Origin of the sequence: Tardiphaga sp. 866_E4_N1_4 (assembly GCF_052076075.1) — a bacterium.
GTDB classification, from domain to species: domain Bacteria; phylum Pseudomonadota; class Alphaproteobacteria; order Rhizobiales; family Xanthobacteraceae; genus Tardiphaga; species Tardiphaga robiniae.
This window is the reverse complement of the sequence record NZ_CP197242.1, coordinates 6,797,247-6,816,245: the sequence shown is the minus strand read 5'-3', so window position 1 is coordinate 6,816,245 and position 18,999 is coordinate 6,797,247. Positions and strand designations below refer to the sequence as shown.

Annotated in this window: 18 protein-coding genes; 14 read left to right on the top strand and 4 right to left on the bottom strand. The window is 61.7% G+C overall.

What is annotated here, in order from left to right; genetic code table 11:
• Positions 1 to 17 precede the first annotated feature (17 nt).
• The 10 genes from AB8B20_RS32365 (at position 18) to AB8B20_RS32320 (ending at position 9,572) form a co-directional block, all read left to right on the top strand.
• Positions 18 to 428 carry a hypothetical protein gene (locus AB8B20_RS32365; protein WP_439071144.1) on the top strand — a complete coding sequence of 137 codons (411 nt, stop codon included), beginning with the start codon at positions 18 to 20 and terminating at the stop codon, positions 426 to 428.
• Entirely contained in the window at positions 425 to 2,578 is a 2,154-nt protein-coding gene (gene scpA / locus AB8B20_RS32360; protein ID WP_439071143.1) for a methylmalonyl-CoA mutase, read from the top strand. The genes AB8B20_RS32365 and scpA overlap by 4 nt, the downstream gene beginning before the upstream one ends.
• Positions 2,579 to 2,613: 35 nt before the next feature.
• Positions 2,614 to 2,931 (top strand): nucleotidyltransferase family protein, encoded by a 318-nt coding sequence (locus AB8B20_RS32355; protein ID WP_093759043.1) that lies wholly within the window; start codon positions 2,614 to 2,616, stop codon positions 2,929 to 2,931.
• A complete protein-coding gene (locus tag AB8B20_RS32350; RefSeq protein ID WP_439071142.1) occupies positions 2,931 to 3,266 on the top strand; it encodes a HepT-like ribonuclease domain-containing protein in 336 nt (111 codons plus the stop codon). Before AB8B20_RS32355 ends, AB8B20_RS32350 begins: the two co-directional genes overlap by 1 nt.
• Positions 3,263 to 4,060 (top strand): PdaC/SigV domain-containing protein, encoded by a 798-nt coding sequence (locus tag AB8B20_RS32345; protein WP_439071141.1) that lies wholly within the window; start codon positions 3,263 to 3,265, stop codon positions 4,058 to 4,060. The genes AB8B20_RS32350 and AB8B20_RS32345 overlap by 4 nt, the downstream gene beginning before the upstream one ends.
• Positions 4,057 to 5,040: a methylmalonyl Co-A mutase-associated GTPase MeaB gene (meaB, locus tag AB8B20_RS32340; RefSeq protein ID WP_439071140.1), complete on the top strand. Its 984-nt coding sequence runs from the start codon at positions 4,057 to 4,059 to the stop codon at positions 5,038 to 5,040. The genes AB8B20_RS32345 and meaB overlap by 4 nt, the downstream gene beginning before the upstream one ends.
• A 200-nt stretch (positions 5,041 to 5,240) precedes the next feature.
• Positions 5,241 to 5,909: a pyroglutamyl-peptidase I family protein gene (locus tag AB8B20_RS32335; protein WP_439071139.1), complete on the top strand. Its 669-nt coding sequence runs from the start codon at positions 5,241 to 5,243 to the stop codon at positions 5,907 to 5,909.
• A 153-nt stretch (positions 5,910 to 6,062) separates the two neighbouring features.
• A complete protein-coding gene (locus AB8B20_RS32330; RefSeq protein WP_439071138.1) occupies positions 6,063 to 7,316 on the top strand; it encodes a multidrug effflux MFS transporter in 1,254 nt (417 codons plus the stop codon).
• 113 nt (positions 7,317 to 7,429) lie between these two features.
• Positions 7,430 to 7,687 (top strand): hypothetical protein, encoded by a 258-nt coding sequence (locus AB8B20_RS32325; protein ID WP_439072998.1) that lies wholly within the window; start codon positions 7,430 to 7,432, stop codon positions 7,685 to 7,687.
• Positions 7,688 to 8,201: 514 nt separating this feature from the next.
• The gene (locus AB8B20_RS32320) at positions 8,202 to 9,572 is read left to right on the top strand and encodes a TIGR03808 family TAT-translocated repetitive protein (protein ID WP_439071137.1); all 1,371 of its coding nucleotides are present in this window, start codon (positions 8,202 to 8,204) and stop codon (positions 9,570 to 9,572) included.
• On the opposite strand, the gene AB8B20_RS32315 is transcribed toward AB8B20_RS32320, so the two are convergent.
• The 4 genes from AB8B20_RS32315 to AB8B20_RS32300 form a co-directional block, all read right to left on the bottom strand.
• Positions 9,569 to 10,087 carry a TIGR03809 family protein gene (locus AB8B20_RS32315; RefSeq protein ID WP_439071136.1) on the bottom strand — a complete coding sequence of 173 codons (519 nt, stop codon included), beginning with the start codon at positions 10,085 to 10,087 and terminating at the stop codon, positions 9,569 to 9,571. The two genes, AB8B20_RS32320 and AB8B20_RS32315, sit on opposite strands and share 4 nt — an antisense overlap.
• A gap of 407 nt (positions 10,088 to 10,494) precedes the next feature.
• Positions 10,495 to 12,243 (bottom strand): S8 family serine peptidase, encoded by a 1,749-nt coding sequence (locus AB8B20_RS32310; RefSeq protein ID WP_439071135.1) that lies wholly within the window; start codon positions 12,241 to 12,243, stop codon positions 10,495 to 10,497.
• Between the two features lie 80 nt (positions 12,244 to 12,323).
• Entirely contained in the window at positions 12,324 to 13,058 is a 735-nt protein-coding gene (locus tag AB8B20_RS32305; RefSeq protein WP_439071134.1) for a hypothetical protein, read from the bottom strand.
• Positions 13,055 to 13,624, bottom strand: a complete 570-nt coding sequence (locus AB8B20_RS32300) for a sigma-70 family RNA polymerase sigma factor (protein ID WP_089266985.1) — start codon at positions 13,622 to 13,624, stop codon at positions 13,055 to 13,057. The genes AB8B20_RS32305 and AB8B20_RS32300 overlap by 4 nt, the downstream gene beginning before the upstream one ends.
• Before the next feature lie 553 nt (positions 13,625 to 14,177).
• Here AB8B20_RS32300 and AB8B20_RS32295 point away from each other — a divergent pair.
• From AB8B20_RS32295 to AB8B20_RS32280, 4 genes are all read left to right on the top strand, one after another.
• The gene (locus AB8B20_RS32295; protein WP_439071133.1) at positions 14,178 to 15,326 is read left to right on the top strand and encodes a GGDEF domain-containing protein; all 1,149 of its coding nucleotides are present in this window, start codon (positions 14,178 to 14,180) and stop codon (positions 15,324 to 15,326) included.
• A gap of 69 nt (positions 15,327 to 15,395) precedes the next feature.
• The gene (locus tag AB8B20_RS32290) at positions 15,396 to 16,508 is read left to right on the top strand and encodes a DUF2336 domain-containing protein (RefSeq protein ID WP_439071132.1); all 1,113 of its coding nucleotides are present in this window, start codon (positions 15,396 to 15,398) and stop codon (positions 16,506 to 16,508) included.
• 190 nt (positions 16,509 to 16,698) lie between these two features.
• Entirely contained in the window at positions 16,699 to 17,673 is a 975-nt protein-coding gene (locus AB8B20_RS32285; protein WP_439071131.1) for an NAD-dependent epimerase/dehydratase family protein, read from the top strand.
• Complete coding sequence (locus AB8B20_RS32280; RefSeq protein WP_439071130.1) at positions 17,670 to 18,998, top strand: flavin-containing monooxygenase; 1,329 nt, start codon at positions 17,670 to 17,672, stop codon at positions 18,996 to 18,998. The genes AB8B20_RS32285 and AB8B20_RS32280 overlap by 4 nt, the downstream gene beginning before the upstream one ends.
• Position 18,999: the final 1 nt, after the last annotated feature.

Here is an 18,999-nt window from a genome sequence, read left to right as displayed (position 1 = left end):
ATGATGGGAACTGACTCATGTCTCACCAAAACGAGCTGGATAAACTCGAAGCGGTGCGAGCCCGCTTGCAGTCGATGATCGACTATCACAATCCGACAGTCGATTATCGCAATCCGTCGACTTCCACAACGATCCCGCTGTGGGTCGTCGGGTTGTGTGCCGGAATGCTCTCGCTCCTCGGGTGGATTTTCGTGTCCGGAGTGATAGCGGGTGAATACAGTTTGTTGAACGTTGTCGCGCTGACCATCGTCCTGGCGCTCATGGCGTTGATCGGAATGCGCAAGATAACAGTCTTCGGCATTCCGATTGCAGTATTCGAACTCATCTTTCTTGTCCCCGGCGGACAAACGGCCGGTGAACCCCAAATACGTCAACGCCTCGCTGACTGCGAAACAAAAATCAAAAAATTAAAGGAACGCCGCTCGTGAGCAAGATTCCGAACTTCGCCGAGATCGACTTCGCCAGCCGTGCCGCCGGCACGCCGTCGCAGGGCGAGCCGTGGCTGACGCCCGAAGGCATTCTGGTGAAGCCGGGCTATGGCGAAGCCGACGTCGCCGGCATCGACTTCCTCGACACCTATCCAGGCATCGCGCCGTTCCTGCGCGGCCCCTACCCGACCATGTATGTCAACCAGCCCTGGACGATCCGGCAATATGCCGGCTTCTCCACCGCGGAAGATTCCAACGCCTTCTATCGCCGCAATCTCGCCGCCGGCCAAAAGGGCCTCTCGGTTGCCTTCGATCTCGCCACCCATCGCGGCTATGACAGCGATCATCCGCGCGTGTCGGGCGACGTCGGCATGGCCGGCGTGGCGATCGACTCGATCTATGACATGCGCACGTTGTTCGCCGGTATTCCGCTCGACCAGATGAGCGTGTCGATGACCATGAACGGCGCGGTGCTGCCGATCCTCGCGCTCTATGTCGCCGCCGCCGAAGAACAGGGCGTGCCGCCGGAGAAGCTGACCGGAACGATTCAGAATGACATTCTGAAAGAGTTCATGGTGCGCAACACCTATATCTATCCGCCGACGCCCTCGATGCGGATCATCTCGGACATCTTCGCCTACACCTCGCAAAAGATGCCCAAGTACAATTCGATTTCGATCTCCGGCTATCACATGCAGGAGGCCGGCGCGACGCAGGATCTTGAGCTGGCTTACACGCTCGCCGACGGCGTCGAATATCTGCGCGCAGGTCTCGCCGCAGGCATCGATGTCGACCGCTTCGCACCGCGGCTGTCGTTCTTCTGGGCGATCGGCATGAACTTCTTCATGGAAGTCGCCAAGATGCGCGCCGCGCGGCTACTGTGGGCCAAGCTGCTGACGCAGTTCAATCCGAAGGATCCGAAATCGCTGTCGTTGCGCACCCATTGCCAGACCTCGGGCTGGTCGCTGACCGCGCAGGACGTCTACAACAACGTGATGCGTACCACCATCGAGGCGATGGCGGCGACGCAGGGGCACACTCAGTCGCTGCACACCAATGCGCTCGACGAGGCGCTGGCGCTGCCCACCGACTTCTCGGCGCGTATCGCCCGCAACACGCAATTGTTCCTGCAACAGGAAACCGGCACCAACCGCATCATCGATCCATGGGGCGGCTCCTATTACGTCGAACGCCTCACCCACGATCTCGCCACCAAGGCCTGGGCGCATATCCAGGAAGTGGAAGAGCTCGGCGGCATGGCCAAGGCCATCGAGGCCGGCGTACCCAAGCTGCGCATCGAGGAAGCTTCGGCCAAGACCCAGGCCCGCATCGACGCCGGCCGTCAGGCGGTGATCGGCGTCAACAAATACAAGCCGGAAAATGAAGAAGCGCTCGACGTGCTCAAGGTGGAAAACTCCACGGTGCGCCGGCTGCAGATCGACAAATTGAAGAGGCTTCGTGGCGAGCGCAGCCAGGCCGACGTCGATGCCGCGCTGGCGGCGCTGACGCGCTCGGCCAAGGACGGCAACGGCAACCTGCTGGCGCTGGCGATCGATGCCGCGCGGGCCAAGGCCACCGTCGGCGAAATTTCCGATGCGATGGAAAAGGTGTTCGGCCGCCACCGCGCCGAGATCAAATCCATCACCGGTGTCTACAAGCGCGAGGCGTCCACCATGAACGACAAGGTCCAGAAGGTTCAGGCGCTGATCGACGCCTTCGAGGACGCCGAGGGCCGCCGCCCGCGCATTCTCGTCGCCAAAATTGGTCAGGACGGCCACGACCGCGGCCAGAAGGTGATCGCCTCGGCCTTCGCCGATGTCGGCTTCGACGTCGATATCGGGCCGCTATTCGCCACCGCCGATGAAGCCGCGCGGCAGGCCGTCGAAAACGACGTGCACATCCTCGGCCTCTCGTCGCTGGCCGCAGCCCATCTGACCGCGGTGCCCGAACTCAAGGCCGCGCTCAAGAAACAGGGCCGCGAGGACATCATGATCATCATCGGCGGCGTCGTCCCGCCGCAGGATTACGACGAACTCTACAAGGCCGGCGCGGAGGCGATCTTCCCGCCCGGCACGGTGATCTCCGAGGCGGCCGAAGAGCTGATCCACAAGCTCAACGCGCGGCTGGGCCACAGCGAGGCGGCGGCGTAGCTGCAGCGTCACGGCAAACGTGGTAGGATCGCGGGATGACCGACGTGATCGACATCCCGCTGGAGACGATCCTCGCAAAACTGCGAGCGATTGCGCCTGCCATCAAGGCAGAAGGCGTGACGCGGCTGGCCGTGTTCGGCTCTAGGGTTCGCGGTGACGCACGGCCGGACAGCGATCTGGATATTTTGATTGAGACGTTCGACAGAGCGTCTTCAGCGCGACGCTTCGATCTGTTCAAGGTCATGCATCTCATCGAGGATACGATTGGAATTTGGCCGCACGTCATGTTTCCAACCGAATTGACACCTCGCATCAGGGAACGCATGGCCGACGACCTGATCGAGGTGTTTTGATGCCTCCCACGTCCGAAGATCGTCTGAAAGACATTCTTGATCGCGTTTATCTCATCGAGCGCGTTACGAGCGGCATGGCGCCGGATCAGTTCGCCGAAGACGAAGTTGTTCGCGGTGTGGTAGAGCGCTTCCTTGCCATCATCTACGAAGCGTCATTGCGGTTACCAGATAACGTCAAGATTCTCGCTCCGCATATCAATTGGCGAAGAATGAATGATTTCGGAAATCACCTCCGTCACGCTTATCATCTAACGGATGCGGACGAAGTCTGGCAGATCGTGCAGAATGACCTGCCTCCCCTCAAAGCCTTTGTTGAAAGCGTCATCCGCGAATGACTACACGTGCCTTTCATCAGTCGCTGCTTGCGGCTTTGCTCCTCGCACTGCCATGCATCGCGCCCGCCCTCGCCGCCGAGCCAAAGCCCGACATCCAGCTCAAGGCCAAATACACCGAGGTCACCGTCTTCTTCGATGCCGCGATCAAGTCCGATGCGCCGCTGCTGACGAACCTCACGGCCGGCAGCAAGGCCTGGGCTACGAAGACGCTCAAGGAGCTTGCCGAGCAGCGCAAGGAGATGAACGATCTCCCTGCCGACATCCGCAACCGGCCATGGGAATCCGAGCGAACCTATGCGCAAAGCTCATTGGTCGCGGATCGCTATGTCAGCATCATTCGCGCGGACTACAACTACACCGGCGGCGCGCATCCCAATCGTGCCAGCGACACGCTGCTGTGGGACAGGCAGGCCGGCAGGATGATCAGCATCCGCCCGTTCTTCACCGAGCTCGCCGACAACGGGCCGGCGATGACGGCGATCCGCGATACGGTCGTCGCCGATCTCAAAGTCGAGAAGAAAAAACGCGACAACGACAATCCCGAGATGAGCCTCGTCGACGCGCTGGAGCCGAAGCTGCTCAAGATCGGGCCGGTATCGCTGGCGCCGTCGACATCGGCCGGTAAGAGCTCCGGCCTCAGCTTCCATTACGGCCCCTATGCGGTCGGTTCCTATGCCGAAGGCGATTACGACGCCTTCGTGCCATGGGAGACATTGAAGCCATATCTGTCGGCGGAGGGCAGCGCGATCTTCGGCGGCCAGCGGCCGAAGGATGACGACAAGGGGCCGCAGTGACGACAGCCCACATCGACATCGACGCGCTCGCCAAAGACATTCGCGCCGGCAGCCGCGCAGCGCTGGCGCGCGGGATCACGTTGGTCGAGAGTCGCCGCGCCGATCATCAGGCCGCCGCGCGCGAACTCGTACAGGCGCTGCTGCCGTATACAGGCCAGGCATTCCGTGTCGGCATCACCGGCTCGCCCGGCGTCGGCAAATCGACCACCATCGATGTGCTCGGCATGTATCTGATCGAGCGCGGCCACAAGGTCGCGGTGCTGGCCGTCGATCCATCCTCGGCGCGCACCGGCGGTTCGATCCTCGGCGACAAGACCCGGATGAACGATCTGTCGGCCCATCCGAACGCCTTCATCCGCCCCTCGCCGTCCTCCGGCACGCTCGGCGGCGTCGCGGCGAAAACGCGCGAGGCGATGCTGCTGTGCGAGGCCGCCGGCTTCGACGTGGTGCTGGTGGAAACCGTCGGCATCGGCCAGTCGGAAACCGCGGTCTGCGACATGACCGACTTCTTTCTCGCGCTGATGTTGCCCGGCGGCGGCGACGAGTTGCAGGGCATCAAGAAAGGCCTGATCGAACTCGCCGACATGATCGCCATCAACAAGGCCGATGGCGACAACCTCAAACGCGCCAATATCACCGCTGGAGATTATCGCGGCGCGCTGCATATCCTGGCGCCGCGCTCGGAGCACTGGCATCCGCCGGTCGTGACCTATTCGGCGCTGACCAAGACGGGTATCGCCGAACTCTGGGAGAAGGTCGTTGCGCATCGCACCGCCATGAATGCCCCCGGCGATTTCGCCGCCCGCCGCCGCGAGCAGCAGGTGAAATGGATGTGGACCATGCTGGAGGATCGTTTGAAGGCGCGGCTGCGCAGCGATCCCGGCATTCGCAGCAAGGTCAAACAAGTCGAACGCGACGTCGCCGACGGCACGGTGACGCCTGCCGTCGCGGCGGAGGCGATCATAGAGTTGTTGAGGTAGCGCGCCCCGACCTCTCCCCGCTTGCGGGGAGAGGTCGGCTGGCGGAGCGCAGCGAAGCCAGGCGGGTGAGGGGGACTATCCACTCGCTCCTAGTTCGTGGAGAGTCCCCCTCACCCGCCTTCCACATGCTTCGCATGTTACAGGCGACCTCTCCCCGCAAGCGGGGAGAGGTTAGCGCGCCGTCACGATCATGGAGGCGAATGTTGAACCGTCCCGGTACATCCCCCCGCATCCTCATCACCGGCTTTGGCCCGTTCCCCGGCGCGCTGTTCAATCCAACACAGGCGCTGGTGCGAAAACTCGCAACGCTGCGCCGCCCCGCTTTCGCGGATATCACCCGCATCGCACATATTTTCGACGTCACCTACGCCGCCGTCGATCGCGAACTGCCCGAATTGATCGCACGCCATCGTCCGGATGCGCTGCTGATGTTCGGCCTCGCCGCACGCACGCCCTATATCCGGATCGAGACGCGCGCACGCAACGCGGTGTCGATGCTGTGGCCCGATGCGGATGGCACGCCGGTGCGTCGCGCCAGCATCGTACCTGGCGCCGACGCGCAGATGTTCGGCCCGCACACGGCGCGTCTGTTCCGGGTCGCCCTCACCAGCGGCGCCGCTGTGCGCTCCTCACGCGATGCCGGCCGCTATCTCTGCAATTATCTGTCCTGGCGCAGCATCGAGGCCTCCCGCGCCCCCGGCGGCCCGCACCTCGCGGCCTTCGTCCATGTGCCGCTGCTGGCACAAGACACCGCCTCGCACCGCATGACCTCCGACGAACTCACCGATACCGGTGAAGCGATCCTGCTGGAAATGATCCGCATGACCCGGGTCAAGCTGCGTGACGCAGCCCGGAATTCCCGGGTTTGAGGCCGTCGAAACGACGCCCTCGGGCTATTTTCTGAACATTAATTCATAAAATCAGGAAATCCGCCGATTTCCGCGACGCAGCCATGCCGAAAGTCAACTTGTGCATCGCAGCATGAACACCCTAATGGCGGGAATGCTTTCAAGGACAGCTTTGTGACCGACATCAACGCCGACGCGCCCCTGGCGGTGTCATCGACCCATAGCCCAATGAAATTTGGCGAATTTGTCGTCGTGATCGCTTCGATCATGGCGCTGAATCCGCTTGCCATGGACATCATGCTGCCGGCGCTGCCGCATATCGGTGCGGCCTTCAAGGTCCCTGATGCCAACCACCTTCAGACCGTCCTCTCGATCTTCCTGCTCGGCTTCGGCGTGGCCCAATTCGCCATGGGCCCGCTGTCGGACCGCTACGGTCGGCGCCCCATCCTGCTCGGCGGAATGGCCGTCTATTGCGCCGCGAGCGTGCTCGCGCTGTTCGCACCGTCATTCGAAATCCTACTGCTTGCCCGCCTGCTGCAGGGCGTCGGCACCGCGGCGACGCGCGTGATCGCGGTGTCGATTGTCCGGGACTGCTATGCCGGCGGTCGCATGGCCAGCGTCATGTCACTGGCCATCATGGTTTTCATTTCGGTGCCGGTCATCGCCCCGTCTTTCGGGCAGGCCCTGATGGTGCTCACGGAATGGCGCGGCATCTTTGTCGTGCTGATGCTATACGGCTTGCTGACGCTGGCCTGGAGTGCCTGGCGAATGCCGGAGACGCTGCCGGTCGCCAAACGCCGTTCGCTCGCCATTCGTGATGTGCTGTATGCCTATCGGCAAACCGTCAGCCATCGGCAGACGCTCGGTTACGGCCTCGCTGCCGGCATCCTGCAGGGCGCACTGTTCGCTTTCGTGTTCACCTCGCAGCAGGTGTTCACCGAGATTTTTCATCTCGGGCCATATTTCCCGCTTGCCTTTGCTTCCATCGCTTTCGGCGTCGCTGCGGCCAGCTTCTTCAACTCGCGCGTCGTCCATCGCCTTGGCATGCGCGCACTCTCCCACGGCGCCCTACTCGGTTTCGTCACTGCTGGCGCGGCGATGTTATTGGCCGTGGCGATGGGCTTCATGCCGCTATGGTTGTTCATCGCGCTGTCGATGCTGATGATGTTTGCCTTCGGCCTGATGTTCTCGAATTTCACCGCACTGGCGATGGAGCCGCAGGGCCACATCGCCGGCACGGCCTCCTCACTCTACGGGACGCTGACCACGCTGCTGGGTATCGCCATCGGCACGGTTATCGGCCAGCACTATGACGGCACTCTGCTGCCGTTCGCGACCGGCCTTTTTCTTTGCACCCTCACTGCATTCGCGGTGATCCTCGTGGTGGAAAAGGGCCGCCTGTTCAAGTCTCACAAGATGGTGAGTTGAACGCTCTTGCGACGCAGCCGAATGGCCGTCGCGCAATTTTGAAATGTCTGGGAATACGTCGGGGCGAACCCGGCGCCGCCATGAACGTTATCAATTTTTACCGGAGCAATCCGATGCCCTACGCACTGTTCTGTGACGACGCGAAACTGAGCAAATCCTATCCGACCGAAGCCGACGTGTGGAAACTAGCCGCCGAGAGCGGCCTTGTCACCGATGTCGACGCCAAGAATTCGAAGCCGACGCCGCGCCGCGTGCTCGACAATGATTACGAGATCCGTCCCTGCCAGGCGGAGCCCGGCGAATGCCCGGAAAAGAACGAACGCGACGCCCAGGCCGAGAAGGATTTCCAGCTCGCGCTGACGGGTCGGTAGCGCGCGGGGCCCTGTGGTGGTCCAGCGAAGCGACGTCCGAAATTATGCGCCTGCACGCTCCCCCGTTGGCCTTTCTCCCAACACACGTCGTCATTCCGGGGCGCGGCCTCAGCGAAGCTGAGAGCGCGAGCCTCAGCCACTCCGCTTGGAGTGGTGGGGAATCTCGATCCACACTCGTCATTCTGGGGCAGGACGGACCGCGCAGCGGGCCGGCGTGAGCCCGAAATCTCGGTGCGTTTTGCGCTGAACAGGTCGGGATTCCGGGTTCGTCTGCGCGAAGGCGCGCAGCCGCCCCGGAATGACAGTTTGCGGTCGGGATCACGATAAACATTTTTTCCTATCTCCCGTTGGCAACATCTGACGACCGGGAGTGATGCACCCGCTCTTACCGTTCCATATGTCAGGGCCTCATTAACCCTACCCTGCACATTCATCGCGGCCGCTCTCGCCTGGCAACGTCACACGCATCATCTTGCATTACGTCATCAGCGGACATCCACCGGGACCTTGAACCATGGACCTGCATCGCCGCCATCTGCTGACTGCGTCCGGCGCGGGTCTCGCCGCCGGCGCATTCGCCGCATCGAGCGATGCGGCACGCGCCGCCCCGCTCACCTCGACGCTCGGGCGCGACGCCACGCAATATGGCGTGCGTGCCAATAGCCAGGACGACCAGACCCGCGCATTGCAACGCGCCATCGACGAGGCCGCGCGTGCGCAGGCACCGCTCGCATTGCCGCCCGGCACCTATCGCACCGGCATGCTCAGGCTCGCGCGCGGCTCGCAGATCATCGGCATCCGCGGTGCAACGACCCTCACCTTCAGCGGCGGCGCATCACTGCTGTCAGGCGAAGGCGCGGACTATGTCAGCCTCAGCGGCCTCACGCTGGACGGCAACTTCGCCAAACTGCTACCGCGGCGCGGATTGCTGCATATGGTGCAGGCGCGCGAACTCCGCATCAGCGATTGCACCGTGACCAACAGCGGCGGCGCGGGCATCTGGCTGGACAACATAGCGGGCGCCATCACCGGCAATACACTCACCAATATCGCAACCACCGCGATCGTGTCGTTCGATGCGCAGGGACTGATCGTCGCGCAGAACACCATTGCCGGCACCAGCAGCAACGGCATCGAAATCCTGCGCACCGCCATCGGCGATGACGGCACGCAAGTGATCGACAATCATATCGAGGACATCAAGGCGGGTCCCGGTGGCTCCGGTCAATATGGCAACGCCATCAACGCCTATCGTGCCGGCAATGTCATCGTCTCCGGCAATCGCATCCGCAACTGCGATTACTCCGCGGTGCGCGGCAACTCCGCATCGAACATCCACATCACGGGCAACAGCGTGTCGAGCGTGCGCGAAGTCGCGCTCTATTCGGAATTCGCCTTCGAGGCCGCGGTGATCGCCAACAACACCGTCGATGGTGCGGCGCTCGGCGTCTCCGTCTGCAATTTCAACGAAGGCGGCCGTATCGCCGTCGTACAAGGCAACATCATCCGCAACCTGCTCCCGAAGCGCCCGATCGGTACGGCGCCCGACGACGATGCCGGCATCGGCATCTATATCGAGGCTGACGCCAGCGTCAGCGGCAATGTCGTCGAGAACGCGCCGTCCTTCGGCATGATCGCGGGCTGGGGCAAGTATCTGCGCGATGTCGCCATCACCGGCAACGTGGTGCGCAACAGCTTTGTCGGCATCGGTGTATCGGTGGCACCGGGAGCCGGCACCGCGCTGGTGAGCAACAACATGATTTCGGGCGCACCGCGCGGCGCTGTGGTCGGCCTCGATCATGCAAAGCCTGTGACGCCGGACCTCACCGCCGATGGCGCACAGCGCTATCAGCAGATTGCCCTCTCCGGGAACACGGTGCGCTAAAGCGTTGTCCGCAGCATCGGATAGCGCGCGCTCATGACCAGAGGATCGAGCGCTTTCTGCCAATCCAGATCTGCCGGCGTCACCGCCGCCTGGCGTGGCGGAGCCTGCCGCAACAGGGTTTCGATCGGGATCAAGACGGGCGAAGCCGCTTCAGCCACCGGCTCGATGTCTGGCTGCAACGGCGCAAGCGCGGGCGCTGCAATGGCAGGAGCCGCGACGGCAGCCGGCCGCGGTTCAGGGGCGCGCGGCGCCCGGTAGATCACCCCTTCCGAAGACAGCACGCGCCTCACGGCGGCCGTCTCGCCCTCGACCATCAGCCGCCAGCGTTCAACCGCTTCCTTGGCTTCCTGAATATTATCGAGAAACTCGGCTTCACTGTGAAAACGGCGCCACCGCCCGCTCTCGAACAGTTCCGTCAAGTATTCGAGCCGGCTCTCGGCAAGGGCGCACCAGCGCTGAGCCAGTGGCCGACCAATGCCGGCATGCGGGTAAGGAAAATTCAGGTGAGATGACATGGAAATGTCCGCAAGAGAAAAAACGGACGCAAAGCAACAAACGAATCACTCACCAATACTTGGAGAGTTTCTGTGGAAAAGTTTTCGGGGTCCAGCGCAATGTGGTCAAACTTGGACAATTGCGTTGGAAACACGTGAGAAAGCCCCGTCAAACCTGAGGTATTGCAGTCAAGCCTTGCTTGAGCCTTGCTCGATGCCGGGCCATGCACCGGCAATCTATGACCTGAAGGTTAAAATTTTTGGTTAACAAAAACGAAAGACCCGTCCGGGGGGACAACCGGACGGGTCAAGCTATACCGGCGCGAATGTTTGGGCGCATGCGCCGGATATGGCCTCGTTGGGGAGGGAATGCCGCTCCCACATCCATATGTCCGGTCCACCTGGCCAAACGTTCAACGATCAGGAGATTATTTTTGGACGTCTGACGCCATCGACGGCGACGATGCCTCGACGGCACGCGTCGTCGGCGCCGGTGCGGTGACGACAACAGGCGTGACAGGCGCAGGCGCTGTCGCCACGGGTTGCTGAGCGCCCTGCACTGCCGATACCGCACTATAGGCATCCGCCGCGCCGGCACCGAACAGGTCGTCACGGCCGGGCGCACCAAGATCACGCGCGGTTGTCATCAGGATGCTGCGGATCTCGTTCGGCCGTAGTTGCGGATTGCGCTCGATCATCAATGCGGCGAGCCCGCTGATATAGGCTGCCGAGAACGAGGTGCCCGACGTCATCTGGTACTTGTTGTCCGGCGCGGGCAGGAAGATATCGACGCCCGGCGCAGCCACCGCGATGTGGCTGCCGCGGTTCGACGCACTGAACAGCCTGTCATACGCATCGGTGGCGCTGACAGCGATCACGTTAGGGTTTGCAGCGGGATAAAGCGGCGGCGATTTCGGCCCGGCATTGCCTGATGCTGCGACCATCACGATGCCCTTGCTGGCTGACGCCGCAATACCGCGTTCGATCAGCGGATCCTGCGGGCCGGCAAAACTCATATTGATGACCTGGGCGCCATTTATTGCCGCGAGATTGATACCCTTGAGGATCACGAAAGACGAACTCTCGGCACCGCCCTGCGACACGCCAAAGGCACGAATGGCAAGAATGCGCGCACGCGGCGCGCTGCCCATCAGCCGCGCATGCGATACGATCGCCCCCGCAATGCCAGTTCCGTGCACATGCGCACCTTCCTTGCTGCCAAGCGCATCGAACGAGCCCACGATGGCATCAGCGAGTTCGGGATGCGCGACGTCGATGCCGGAGTCGATCACAGCAACTGTGACATTGGCACCGGCGGACAGCTTGTGCGCCTCGGGCAGACGCAGCTTCGCCAGCGCATATTGCGCAGGATCGCCCTCCCCCAATGCCGGCGTTGTCACCTGATCCTGCAGCACATAGCGGAAGTTGGGTTGCACAGCGCGCACGTCAGCCTCGGCGCGCATCTGGGACTCGACAGTCTCGACCGAACGGTTGTCGGTGATGCGGAACAGGCTGATATTGGCGCCGATCAGCGGAAAGTCCTGCGACGACAGACGCTCCAGGCGCAGACGGCGTGCCAGCGCATCTGTCTGGTCGGGCGTCAGCGCGCTGTCGAGTTCGGCGACGATCTGCCGGGGGACATAACGCGTGTTCAGAGCCGTCTGTGGGCCATTGCTGCGCGGCCCACCCCCGGCGTTCTGGCTGCGCGGCGTCGGGCCGCCGCCGAGATCAGCAACGAATGGCTTCTCGTTGCATTCGCCGGATGCCGCGCGATTGGCATAGGCGCAGCTCGGATAGGTGTTCGGCGAATAACGCACATAGGGAATGGTCGGCAGCACGCCCACGATCTTCGGCGGCGGTGTGCGCCCTGGCCGCGAGGATATGGGCGGTGTCCTGCTGGCTGTCGTCCCGGTCGCCGCACCGCGCGGACCGACGCTGGTGATACCGACGCGACCGGCAATGGGTCCGCGGCTCGCGATACTCGGACCGCGGCTAGCGATGCGGCCTGCCCCGGCAGCGATGTTCGGATTGATGCGCGGCGTTGTGCTGGGAGAGATAGTGGGAACGCGCGATCCGATATTGAGGCTCGGCGAGCGCATCATGCTCTGCGCGCTGGCAGCCGACATGCCGAACGGCCACGCCACTGCGAGCGAAACCACAACGGCCGTGCATTTCATTATTGGTCCGGAGGCACCACGATCATGTCTCATGGAACAGGCCTCGCACGCACAATGCGGATCGGATCAACCGACGGCGCCTACTGCGCCTGAACCGCCATGCTGACGATCTTCTCGTTCTCCAGCCGGCGGATCAACCCGGCAATCTGGTCCTTGGTCATGGCGCGGTTGCCGAACTGCAGCCGGAACAGCCCGTCCTTGCCGCTGTCGACAATCGTGCCCTGATAGCCGTCGAGCAGCGCTGTGATGTCAGACACCCGCGCAGTCGGCGCAAAACGGACGAACAGGCGCGTCGGGGCTTCTACCGAGACCGGTGCCGGCGCGAGCGACCGGGTGACAGTGCTCGGTGCACTCGCTGGCGACGGCGCCGCTTCATAGGACGCAGTCTGGAATGTGCGTGTATCGCGCTGCATCAGCACAGTGCCAATCACGCCGGCCTGGAGCATGATCGCGAGCGCGCCAACAGCCGCCGAAGCCGCCAGCGTCCGCGGCGAAAGCGATGCGAAAAATCCGGAAATCCGCGCCGACAGACCGACCGATGTCGATCCGCTGCGTACCGGCTCGGCGTCAATCGCAGCAAACAGCTTCTGCATCGCCCGCGAGGACGGCGCACCGAGGCTCTCATTGAGGCCAATGGTCTCCGCATATTCTTCCTGGATCACGGCATATTGCTTCGCCAGTTCCGGATCCTTGGCCAGTGCATCATCGACGCGACGCGCATCACGCGCGTTGAGCGTGCCCGCGGCGTGCCACGGCAGCAATGCCTCGATCTCGCCTGGCTCCTGGGTCGGCACTTTGTTGCTCATCGCCATCATGGCCAGCCTCGTTCAATGCCGGCTGCCTTGAGCAGATCGGCTAATTTCTTGCGCGCATAAAACAGGCGCGTCTTGACGGTGTTCTCGGGAATTCCGACGATCTCGGCCACCTCTTCCACGGACTTCTCGTGGTAGTAGACGAGATCGACGATCTCCCGATGCTCGGGCGAAAGGGATGTCAGGCACTTCCGCAACGCGTCACTGGTATCCTTTTTCTGAACCGACACTTCGGGATTATCGGACGTATCCTCGATCGCGTTGGCCGTCTCGTCGTCCAGTTCGGCGTCCTTGCGCTTGCGCAGCGCGGACAGCGCCTTGAACCTCGTAATCGCCAGGAGCCAGGTCGACACCGCGGAGCGACCCTCGAATTTGCCTGCCTGCCGCCACACATCCAGGAACACCTCGCTGATAAGATCCTCAGCAATCTGTTCGTTCCGCACCAGCCGAAGGCCGAAGCGAAACACCCGGACGTGGTGCCTGCCATAAAGCACCTGCATGGCAAGACGGTCGCCTTGCGCAATCCGGGCGATCAGAATCTCATCCGATGCCGCCTGTGTTGCACTCACTGCCCGTCTCGCAAGGTTGGTCTGAATGAGGATGTAAGAGGTTCGATTGACAAGATAAAATCTTCTCGAATGGGCAGGAATATACCGGTCGCGGCTACTTTAGCCGCGCCGAACGGGCTTTTACCGCCCTTTTCTTGGACGGAACGGGTAACAGGTAGCATAATGCTGGGGCATTTCCGACCCGAACGCGAACGATTCACACGGCAACCTTACCAAGTCGTGGCTTCCGGAACAGCCTTGAGACGGCGGAACCTGCATTTTGCAGCCATATCCCGAAACCCTCGTCAAAGAATACCGTAACTTGTCCTGGCGGCTTTCCGCCACATCAAGTCAACTCGCCCGGGCCCGTCATCGGTCCGGGCATTTTTACTTAAACGACAAAGCTATTCTTGAAACCTTCCGGCAATCCCGCTGCACCACGCGATCTGTCGACAGATGTCGCCGAGAGCAACAAATGAGTAGCCGATTACCAGATTTGACTTGCGGCAATAGATACCAAACCTAAAGGCTTTGAGCACTAGAGTTTCGTCAGCGAAACCCATCGATGGGCTCAATGACCGCAGCCGCTTCATCAGTCTTGAATCCAGTCAACGGCGACTTCGAAGCCGTCGATGGAGAGTTGCGGTCCGATATGCAGGCACGTCGCCTGAAGCGGCGGCGGCAAATGCTGGCATTGGCGACCGCCAGTCATGCCGTCAACGTCGTGTTGCTTTTCGTCTTCCTTGCAGCAGGCACAATCGATGGCACGATCGTCGCGGCCTATGCCGGCTGCGCTTTTGCCTCTGTCCTGATCTTCCTCGCGATCTCCGAAAGCGGCCTGACGGATGACTGGCGCGATCATTTCTTCGCAGCTCCCTACACGGCTGTCACTTACGCACTTCTGCTCGCCTTCGTTTACACAGCGCCCAATGTCGCCGTCGTGTTTCTCTGCGCATTGTTTCTTGTGGCCAATGTCATCGCCCTGCGTACCTCGCCCCGTGAAGGTGTCGGCGCCTGGAGCGTCATGACCGGCGGCCTCGCACTGCTGTATTTCTTCGTCGATCTGCCCTTGACGTTGCCCTCCGGCAATTCCCTTGAGCGCTTCGGCACCCTGCTGACATTCTCGATGACCATCGCCCGCAGTATGTTCATTGGCATTTTCTCCAGCTCGCTACGCGACGCGCTGTTTCGGCGCCGCGTTGAACTCGAGGCCGCCTACAAGCGCATCGAAGAACTCGCAGAACTCGACGAACTGACGGGGTCGTTCAATCGCCGCTGCATCATGCGACTGCTCGACGACGAAATCATCCGCGCACAGCGCAGCAACACACCCTGCACCGCCGCGCTGATCGATCTCGACTGGTTCAAGCGGATTAACGACAATTTCGGACACCCAACCGGCGACGAAGTATTGCGGACCTTCGCCATCACCATTTTCGCCAATATCCGCAGCATCGACAAATTCGGCCGCTATGGCGGCGAGGAATTCCTGCTGGTGCTGCCGGACACGCCGCATGACAAGGCCGTGCAAATGCTCGACCGTTTGCGAGGGATTGTCGAAGCACTGGATTGGAGCGCTTTTTCCGACGGCTTGACCGTGACGATTTCGGGCGGCGTTGCGACATTGGGTCCGAACGACACGCCAGACACCTTACTCGCACGCGCCGACAGCGCACTCTACGCCGCCAAGGAGCGCGGACGAAATCGAATTGCAAGCGCCTGAACGAATTTCACGACCCCTGGCCGCAACATATTAGCGGCAGGGCACGATTAGAATTACGGGATTTGATTTATGTCTTCGAAGTCACCGTTATCGGCAAATTTACTCGACGAACTTGACGCCGCACTGGCCCACGGAACCGTCGCTCGGCGCGTGGAAACACTGCGCCGTGTCACGGATCTGTTCGTCAACAATGCCGTGGATTACTCCGACGCGCAGATCGCAGTGTTCGACGACGTCTTTGATTGCCTGCTGACGCATATGGAAGCGTCTGCAAGGGCCCTTCTGGCCGAGCGACTGGCACCAATCCCTGTCGCACCGCCCCGGGTCGTCCGGACCCTCGCATTCGACGATTTGATCGAGGTCGCCGCCCCCGTGCTCTCACAGTCGGAGCAGCTCGATGACCATGCGCTGATCGAAAATGCACGCACCAAGAGCCAGGACCATCTGCTCGCGATTTCGACGCGCAAGGTCCTGAGCGGCGCCCTGACGGACATTCTCGTCGAGCGCGGCAATGACGCCGTCGTCACCAGCACCGTCAACAACCGCGGTGCTGACATTTCAGAGCGCGGGTACAATACCCTGCTCTCCCGTGCCGAGGGCAACGACGCGATCGCGACATGTGTTGGCCTGCGTCCCTCCATTCCGCGCCACCACTATCTGAAGCTTGTCGCCAAGGCGTCGGCCTCGGTCCGGGCGAAGCTGGAAGCCGCCCACGTCCACCACACCGCCGACATATCTCTGGTGGTTCAGCAGGTCGCCCGGCGGGCTCGCTCCGCACCAGGCAGCATCAGTCAGCAGACCGTCATCGCCCATGGCCTCGTACGCTCCCTGTTTGAAGACGGTCGGCTGGATGAAAACGAAGTGGCGAAATTCGCCGAAGCCGGCAAGTTCGACGAGGCTAACGCCGCGCTCGCATGCCTGGCCAACGTGCCAATCTCCGTCGCGGAAACCATGATGGTCGAATCCCGCAGCGAGGGCATTTTCATTCTGTGCAAGGTCGCGAATTTTTCATGGAAGACCGTCAAGACCATCATCAACATGCGCGAGCAACTCGCTGGAACACAGCTCTCTGACAGCGCGACCGACCGCGAGACCTATGAACGTCTGCGCATCTCCGCGGCACAACAGGTCCTGCGCTTCCACCGTATGCAGCAGGCGACGTCCGACCTACCTGCCGCCTGACGTTTGTCAGTCGACATGTGTCCACGCGAATGGCCGCAGTCTGGCCATTGAGACCGAGCGCCGCAACGCCAATTGCGCTGAGCAGCCATTCCGTCAGCAGGCATCGACTTGCCGGTGAAGGCGCTGATAGTGATGCCTCGATCACGGCGAATAACGCCGGAACGGGTTGGCATCAAGCAGGGCGGGATTCATGCGCGTCTTGATTACAGGCGCCGGTGGCTTCATCGGCAGAACACTCACTTCTGCGCTGCTTCAAGCAGGCGCGCTCACCAATACTGCAGGCACAAGCGAAACAATCGAGGAGCTCCTCCTTCTCGACACACATCTGCCGCCAGCATCGGACCTGCGTGTGAGGCACTTGCAAGCCGGCATCGACGCACCCGATACGCTGAAGCAGATCGCTGCATGGAAGCCCCATAGCGTGTTTCATCTCGCCGCTGTGCTGACCAGCGCCGCAGAACAGGACCCGGCGCGCGCGCTGGCGGTGAATGTTTCGGCACTGGCGGAATTGATCGACGCGATCGGCGCGAAAGATGCTCCGCCGCGCCTGATCTTTCCAAGTTCGATCGCGGTCTTCGGCGGCCTATTGCCTGATCATGTCGATGACGACCACTTGCAGCGGCCGCAGACCTCCTATGGCACGCACAAGGCCATCGCCGAACTGATGCTGGCGGACGCCACACGTCACGGAATGGTCGATGCACGTGCCCTGCGCCTCCCGATCGTATTGGTGCATCCCGGCCCGCCAACACAGTCGGTATCCGACCGGATCGCAGGCATCGTTCGTGATGGCGTCGCCGGAAAGCCGTCGATTTGCCCATTGCGCGCGGACACGAAAGTGCCGATCGTCTCAGTCGAGACCGTTGCGCAGAATTTGATCACGCTTCACAATGCCGATCCAGCCAAGATGCGCGGCAAACGCGCGCTCAATCAGCCTGCTTTGACGATCAGCATGGAAGACATTATTGAATCGATCGTACGTGTCACCAACACCACGCCGAACGTGACATATGCCCTCGATTCCGATCTCAAGAAGATCGTCGATAGCTGGCCGAAAGGTTTCATCTCCACCCGCGCGCCATCCCTCGGCGTCGTCGCCGACAAGAGTTTCGAGGACATCGTGAGCCAGTATCGCCAGCGTCTTGCCGAAAAATCTGCTGCATGACCGAACCTGCAGTCGACATCTGCATCATTGGCGCCGGCTCATCCGGCATTGCCGTCGCCAAGGCCTTGCACGACAAGGGGCTCAGTTTCGACATCTACGAGAAGGGCTCAAATATCGGCGGGATGTGGCGCTACGGCAATGATAATGGCCTGTCTTGCGCCTATCGCAGTCTGCATATCGACACCAGCCGCAACAATCTCGGCTTTTCCGATTTTCCGATTCCAGCCGACAAGCCCGACTTCCTGTCACACCAGCAATTGCTGGACTATCTGGAAGCCTATGCCGACCGGTTTGGCGCACGATCGCGCATCCGCTTCAACTGCGAAGTGACCTCGGTCGAAAAGAGCGACGACGGCTGGCGCGTGACGACGAAGGAAGGCACCCGCGAATACAAGACCGTGATCGTGGCCAACGGCCATCTCTGGGATCCGCGCTGGCCGGCCTTCTCTGGCACATTCAACGGCACGACGATCCATTCCGGCCAGTATCGCACCGCGCAGCCTTTCGAGGACAAGAAGGTGCTGGTCGTCGGCATCGGAAATTCGGCCGTCGATATCGCCGTCGATCTCTGCAAGCGCGCCAGCAGCGTCGTGCTGTCCACGCGAACCGGCGCCCATATCATGCCGAAATACATGATGGGCATCCCGATCGATCGCTGGTCGGCCTTCTTTGCGCGCAAGCTGAAATTCCCGACACTGCTGACGCGCATGATCATGGCACGGCTGATCTATCTCGCCGTCGGCGATCAGACCCGCTTCGGCGTGCCAAAGCCGAAACATCCGATGTGGCGCGAACATGCGACGTTGAGCCAGGAATTGCTGCCTTATATCGGCCATGGCTGGATCAGCATCAGGCCGAACGTCACCTCGCTGGAGGGGGACGCCATCGCCTTCGCCGATGGCACGCAGGAGAGCTTCGACGCGGTGATCTACGCGACCGGCTACAAGACCAGCTTTCCGTTCCTCGCGCCCGAGATCTTCTCGGTGCCGGAAGACGGTGGCATGGTTGATCTCTATCGGCGCATCACGCCGCCGAACCGGCCCGGCCTGTTCTTTGCCGGACTGGTCCAGCCCATCGGACCGACCATCCCGCTGGTCGAAATCCAGGCGCGATGGATCGCATCTGTGCTCACAGGCAAAGTCGCCCTGCCCAGCCCCGGCGATATGGCGCTGGAGGTTCGTGACTTTCACCAGAAGAAGATCAGCACCTGGCTGAACTCCGCGCGCTACACGCTGGAAGTCGACTTCAATGACTATGCGGGCGAGTTGAACGGCGACATCGCGAAGGCGGCGAGCGGCCGTCCTGCGGCCGTGGCGTCGGCCTGAC

Bases quoted from the DNA above. Each gene is read 5' to 3' on its own strand.
- AB8B20_RS32310 (WP_439071135.1), bottom strand. From the start codon at position 12,243: ATGAAATGCACGGCCGTTGTGGTTTCGCTCGCAGTGGCGTGGCCGTTC.
- AB8B20_RS32355 (WP_093759043.1), top strand. From the start codon at position 2,614: ATGACCGACGTGATCGACATCCCGCTGGAGACGATCCTCGCAAAACTG.
- AB8B20_RS32290 (WP_439071132.1), top strand. From the start codon at position 15,396: ATGTCTTCGAAGTCACCGTTATCGGCAAATTTACTCGACGAACTTGAC.
- AB8B20_RS32325 (WP_439072998.1), top strand. From the start codon at position 7,430: ATGCCCTACGCACTGTTCTGTGACGACGCGAAACTGAGCAAATCCTAT.
- AB8B20_RS32315 (WP_439071136.1), bottom strand. From the start codon at position 10,087: ATGTCATCTCACCTGAATTTTCCTTACCCGCATGCCGGCATTGGTCGG.
- AB8B20_RS32305 (WP_439071134.1), bottom strand. From the start codon at position 13,058: ATGATGGCGATGAGCAACAAAGTGCCGACCCAGGAGCCAGGCGAGATC.
- AB8B20_RS32365 (WP_439071144.1), top strand. From the start codon at position 18: ATGTCTCACCAAAACGAGCTGGATAAACTCGAAGCGGTGCGAGCCCGC.
- AB8B20_RS32345 (WP_439071141.1), top strand. From the start codon at position 3,263: ATGACTACACGTGCCTTTCATCAGTCGCTGCTTGCGGCTTTGCTCCTC.
- AB8B20_RS32295 (WP_439071133.1), top strand. From the start codon at position 14,178: ATGACCGCAGCCGCTTCATCAGTCTTGAATCCAGTCAACGGCGACTTC.
- AB8B20_RS32285 (WP_439071131.1), top strand. From the start codon at position 16,699: ATGCGCGTCTTGATTACAGGCGCCGGTGGCTTCATCGGCAGAACACTC.
- AB8B20_RS32335 (WP_439071139.1), top strand. From the start codon at position 5,241: ATGTTGAACCGTCCCGGTACATCCCCCCGCATCCTCATCACCGGCTTT.
- AB8B20_RS32280 (WP_439071130.1), top strand. From the start codon at position 17,670: ATGACCGAACCTGCAGTCGACATCTGCATCATTGGCGCCGGCTCATCC.
- AB8B20_RS32320 (WP_439071137.1), top strand. From the start codon at position 8,202: ATGGACCTGCATCGCCGCCATCTGCTGACTGCGTCCGGCGCGGGTCTC.
- AB8B20_RS32350 (WP_439071142.1), top strand. From the start codon at position 2,931: ATGCCTCCCACGTCCGAAGATCGTCTGAAAGACATTCTTGATCGCGTT.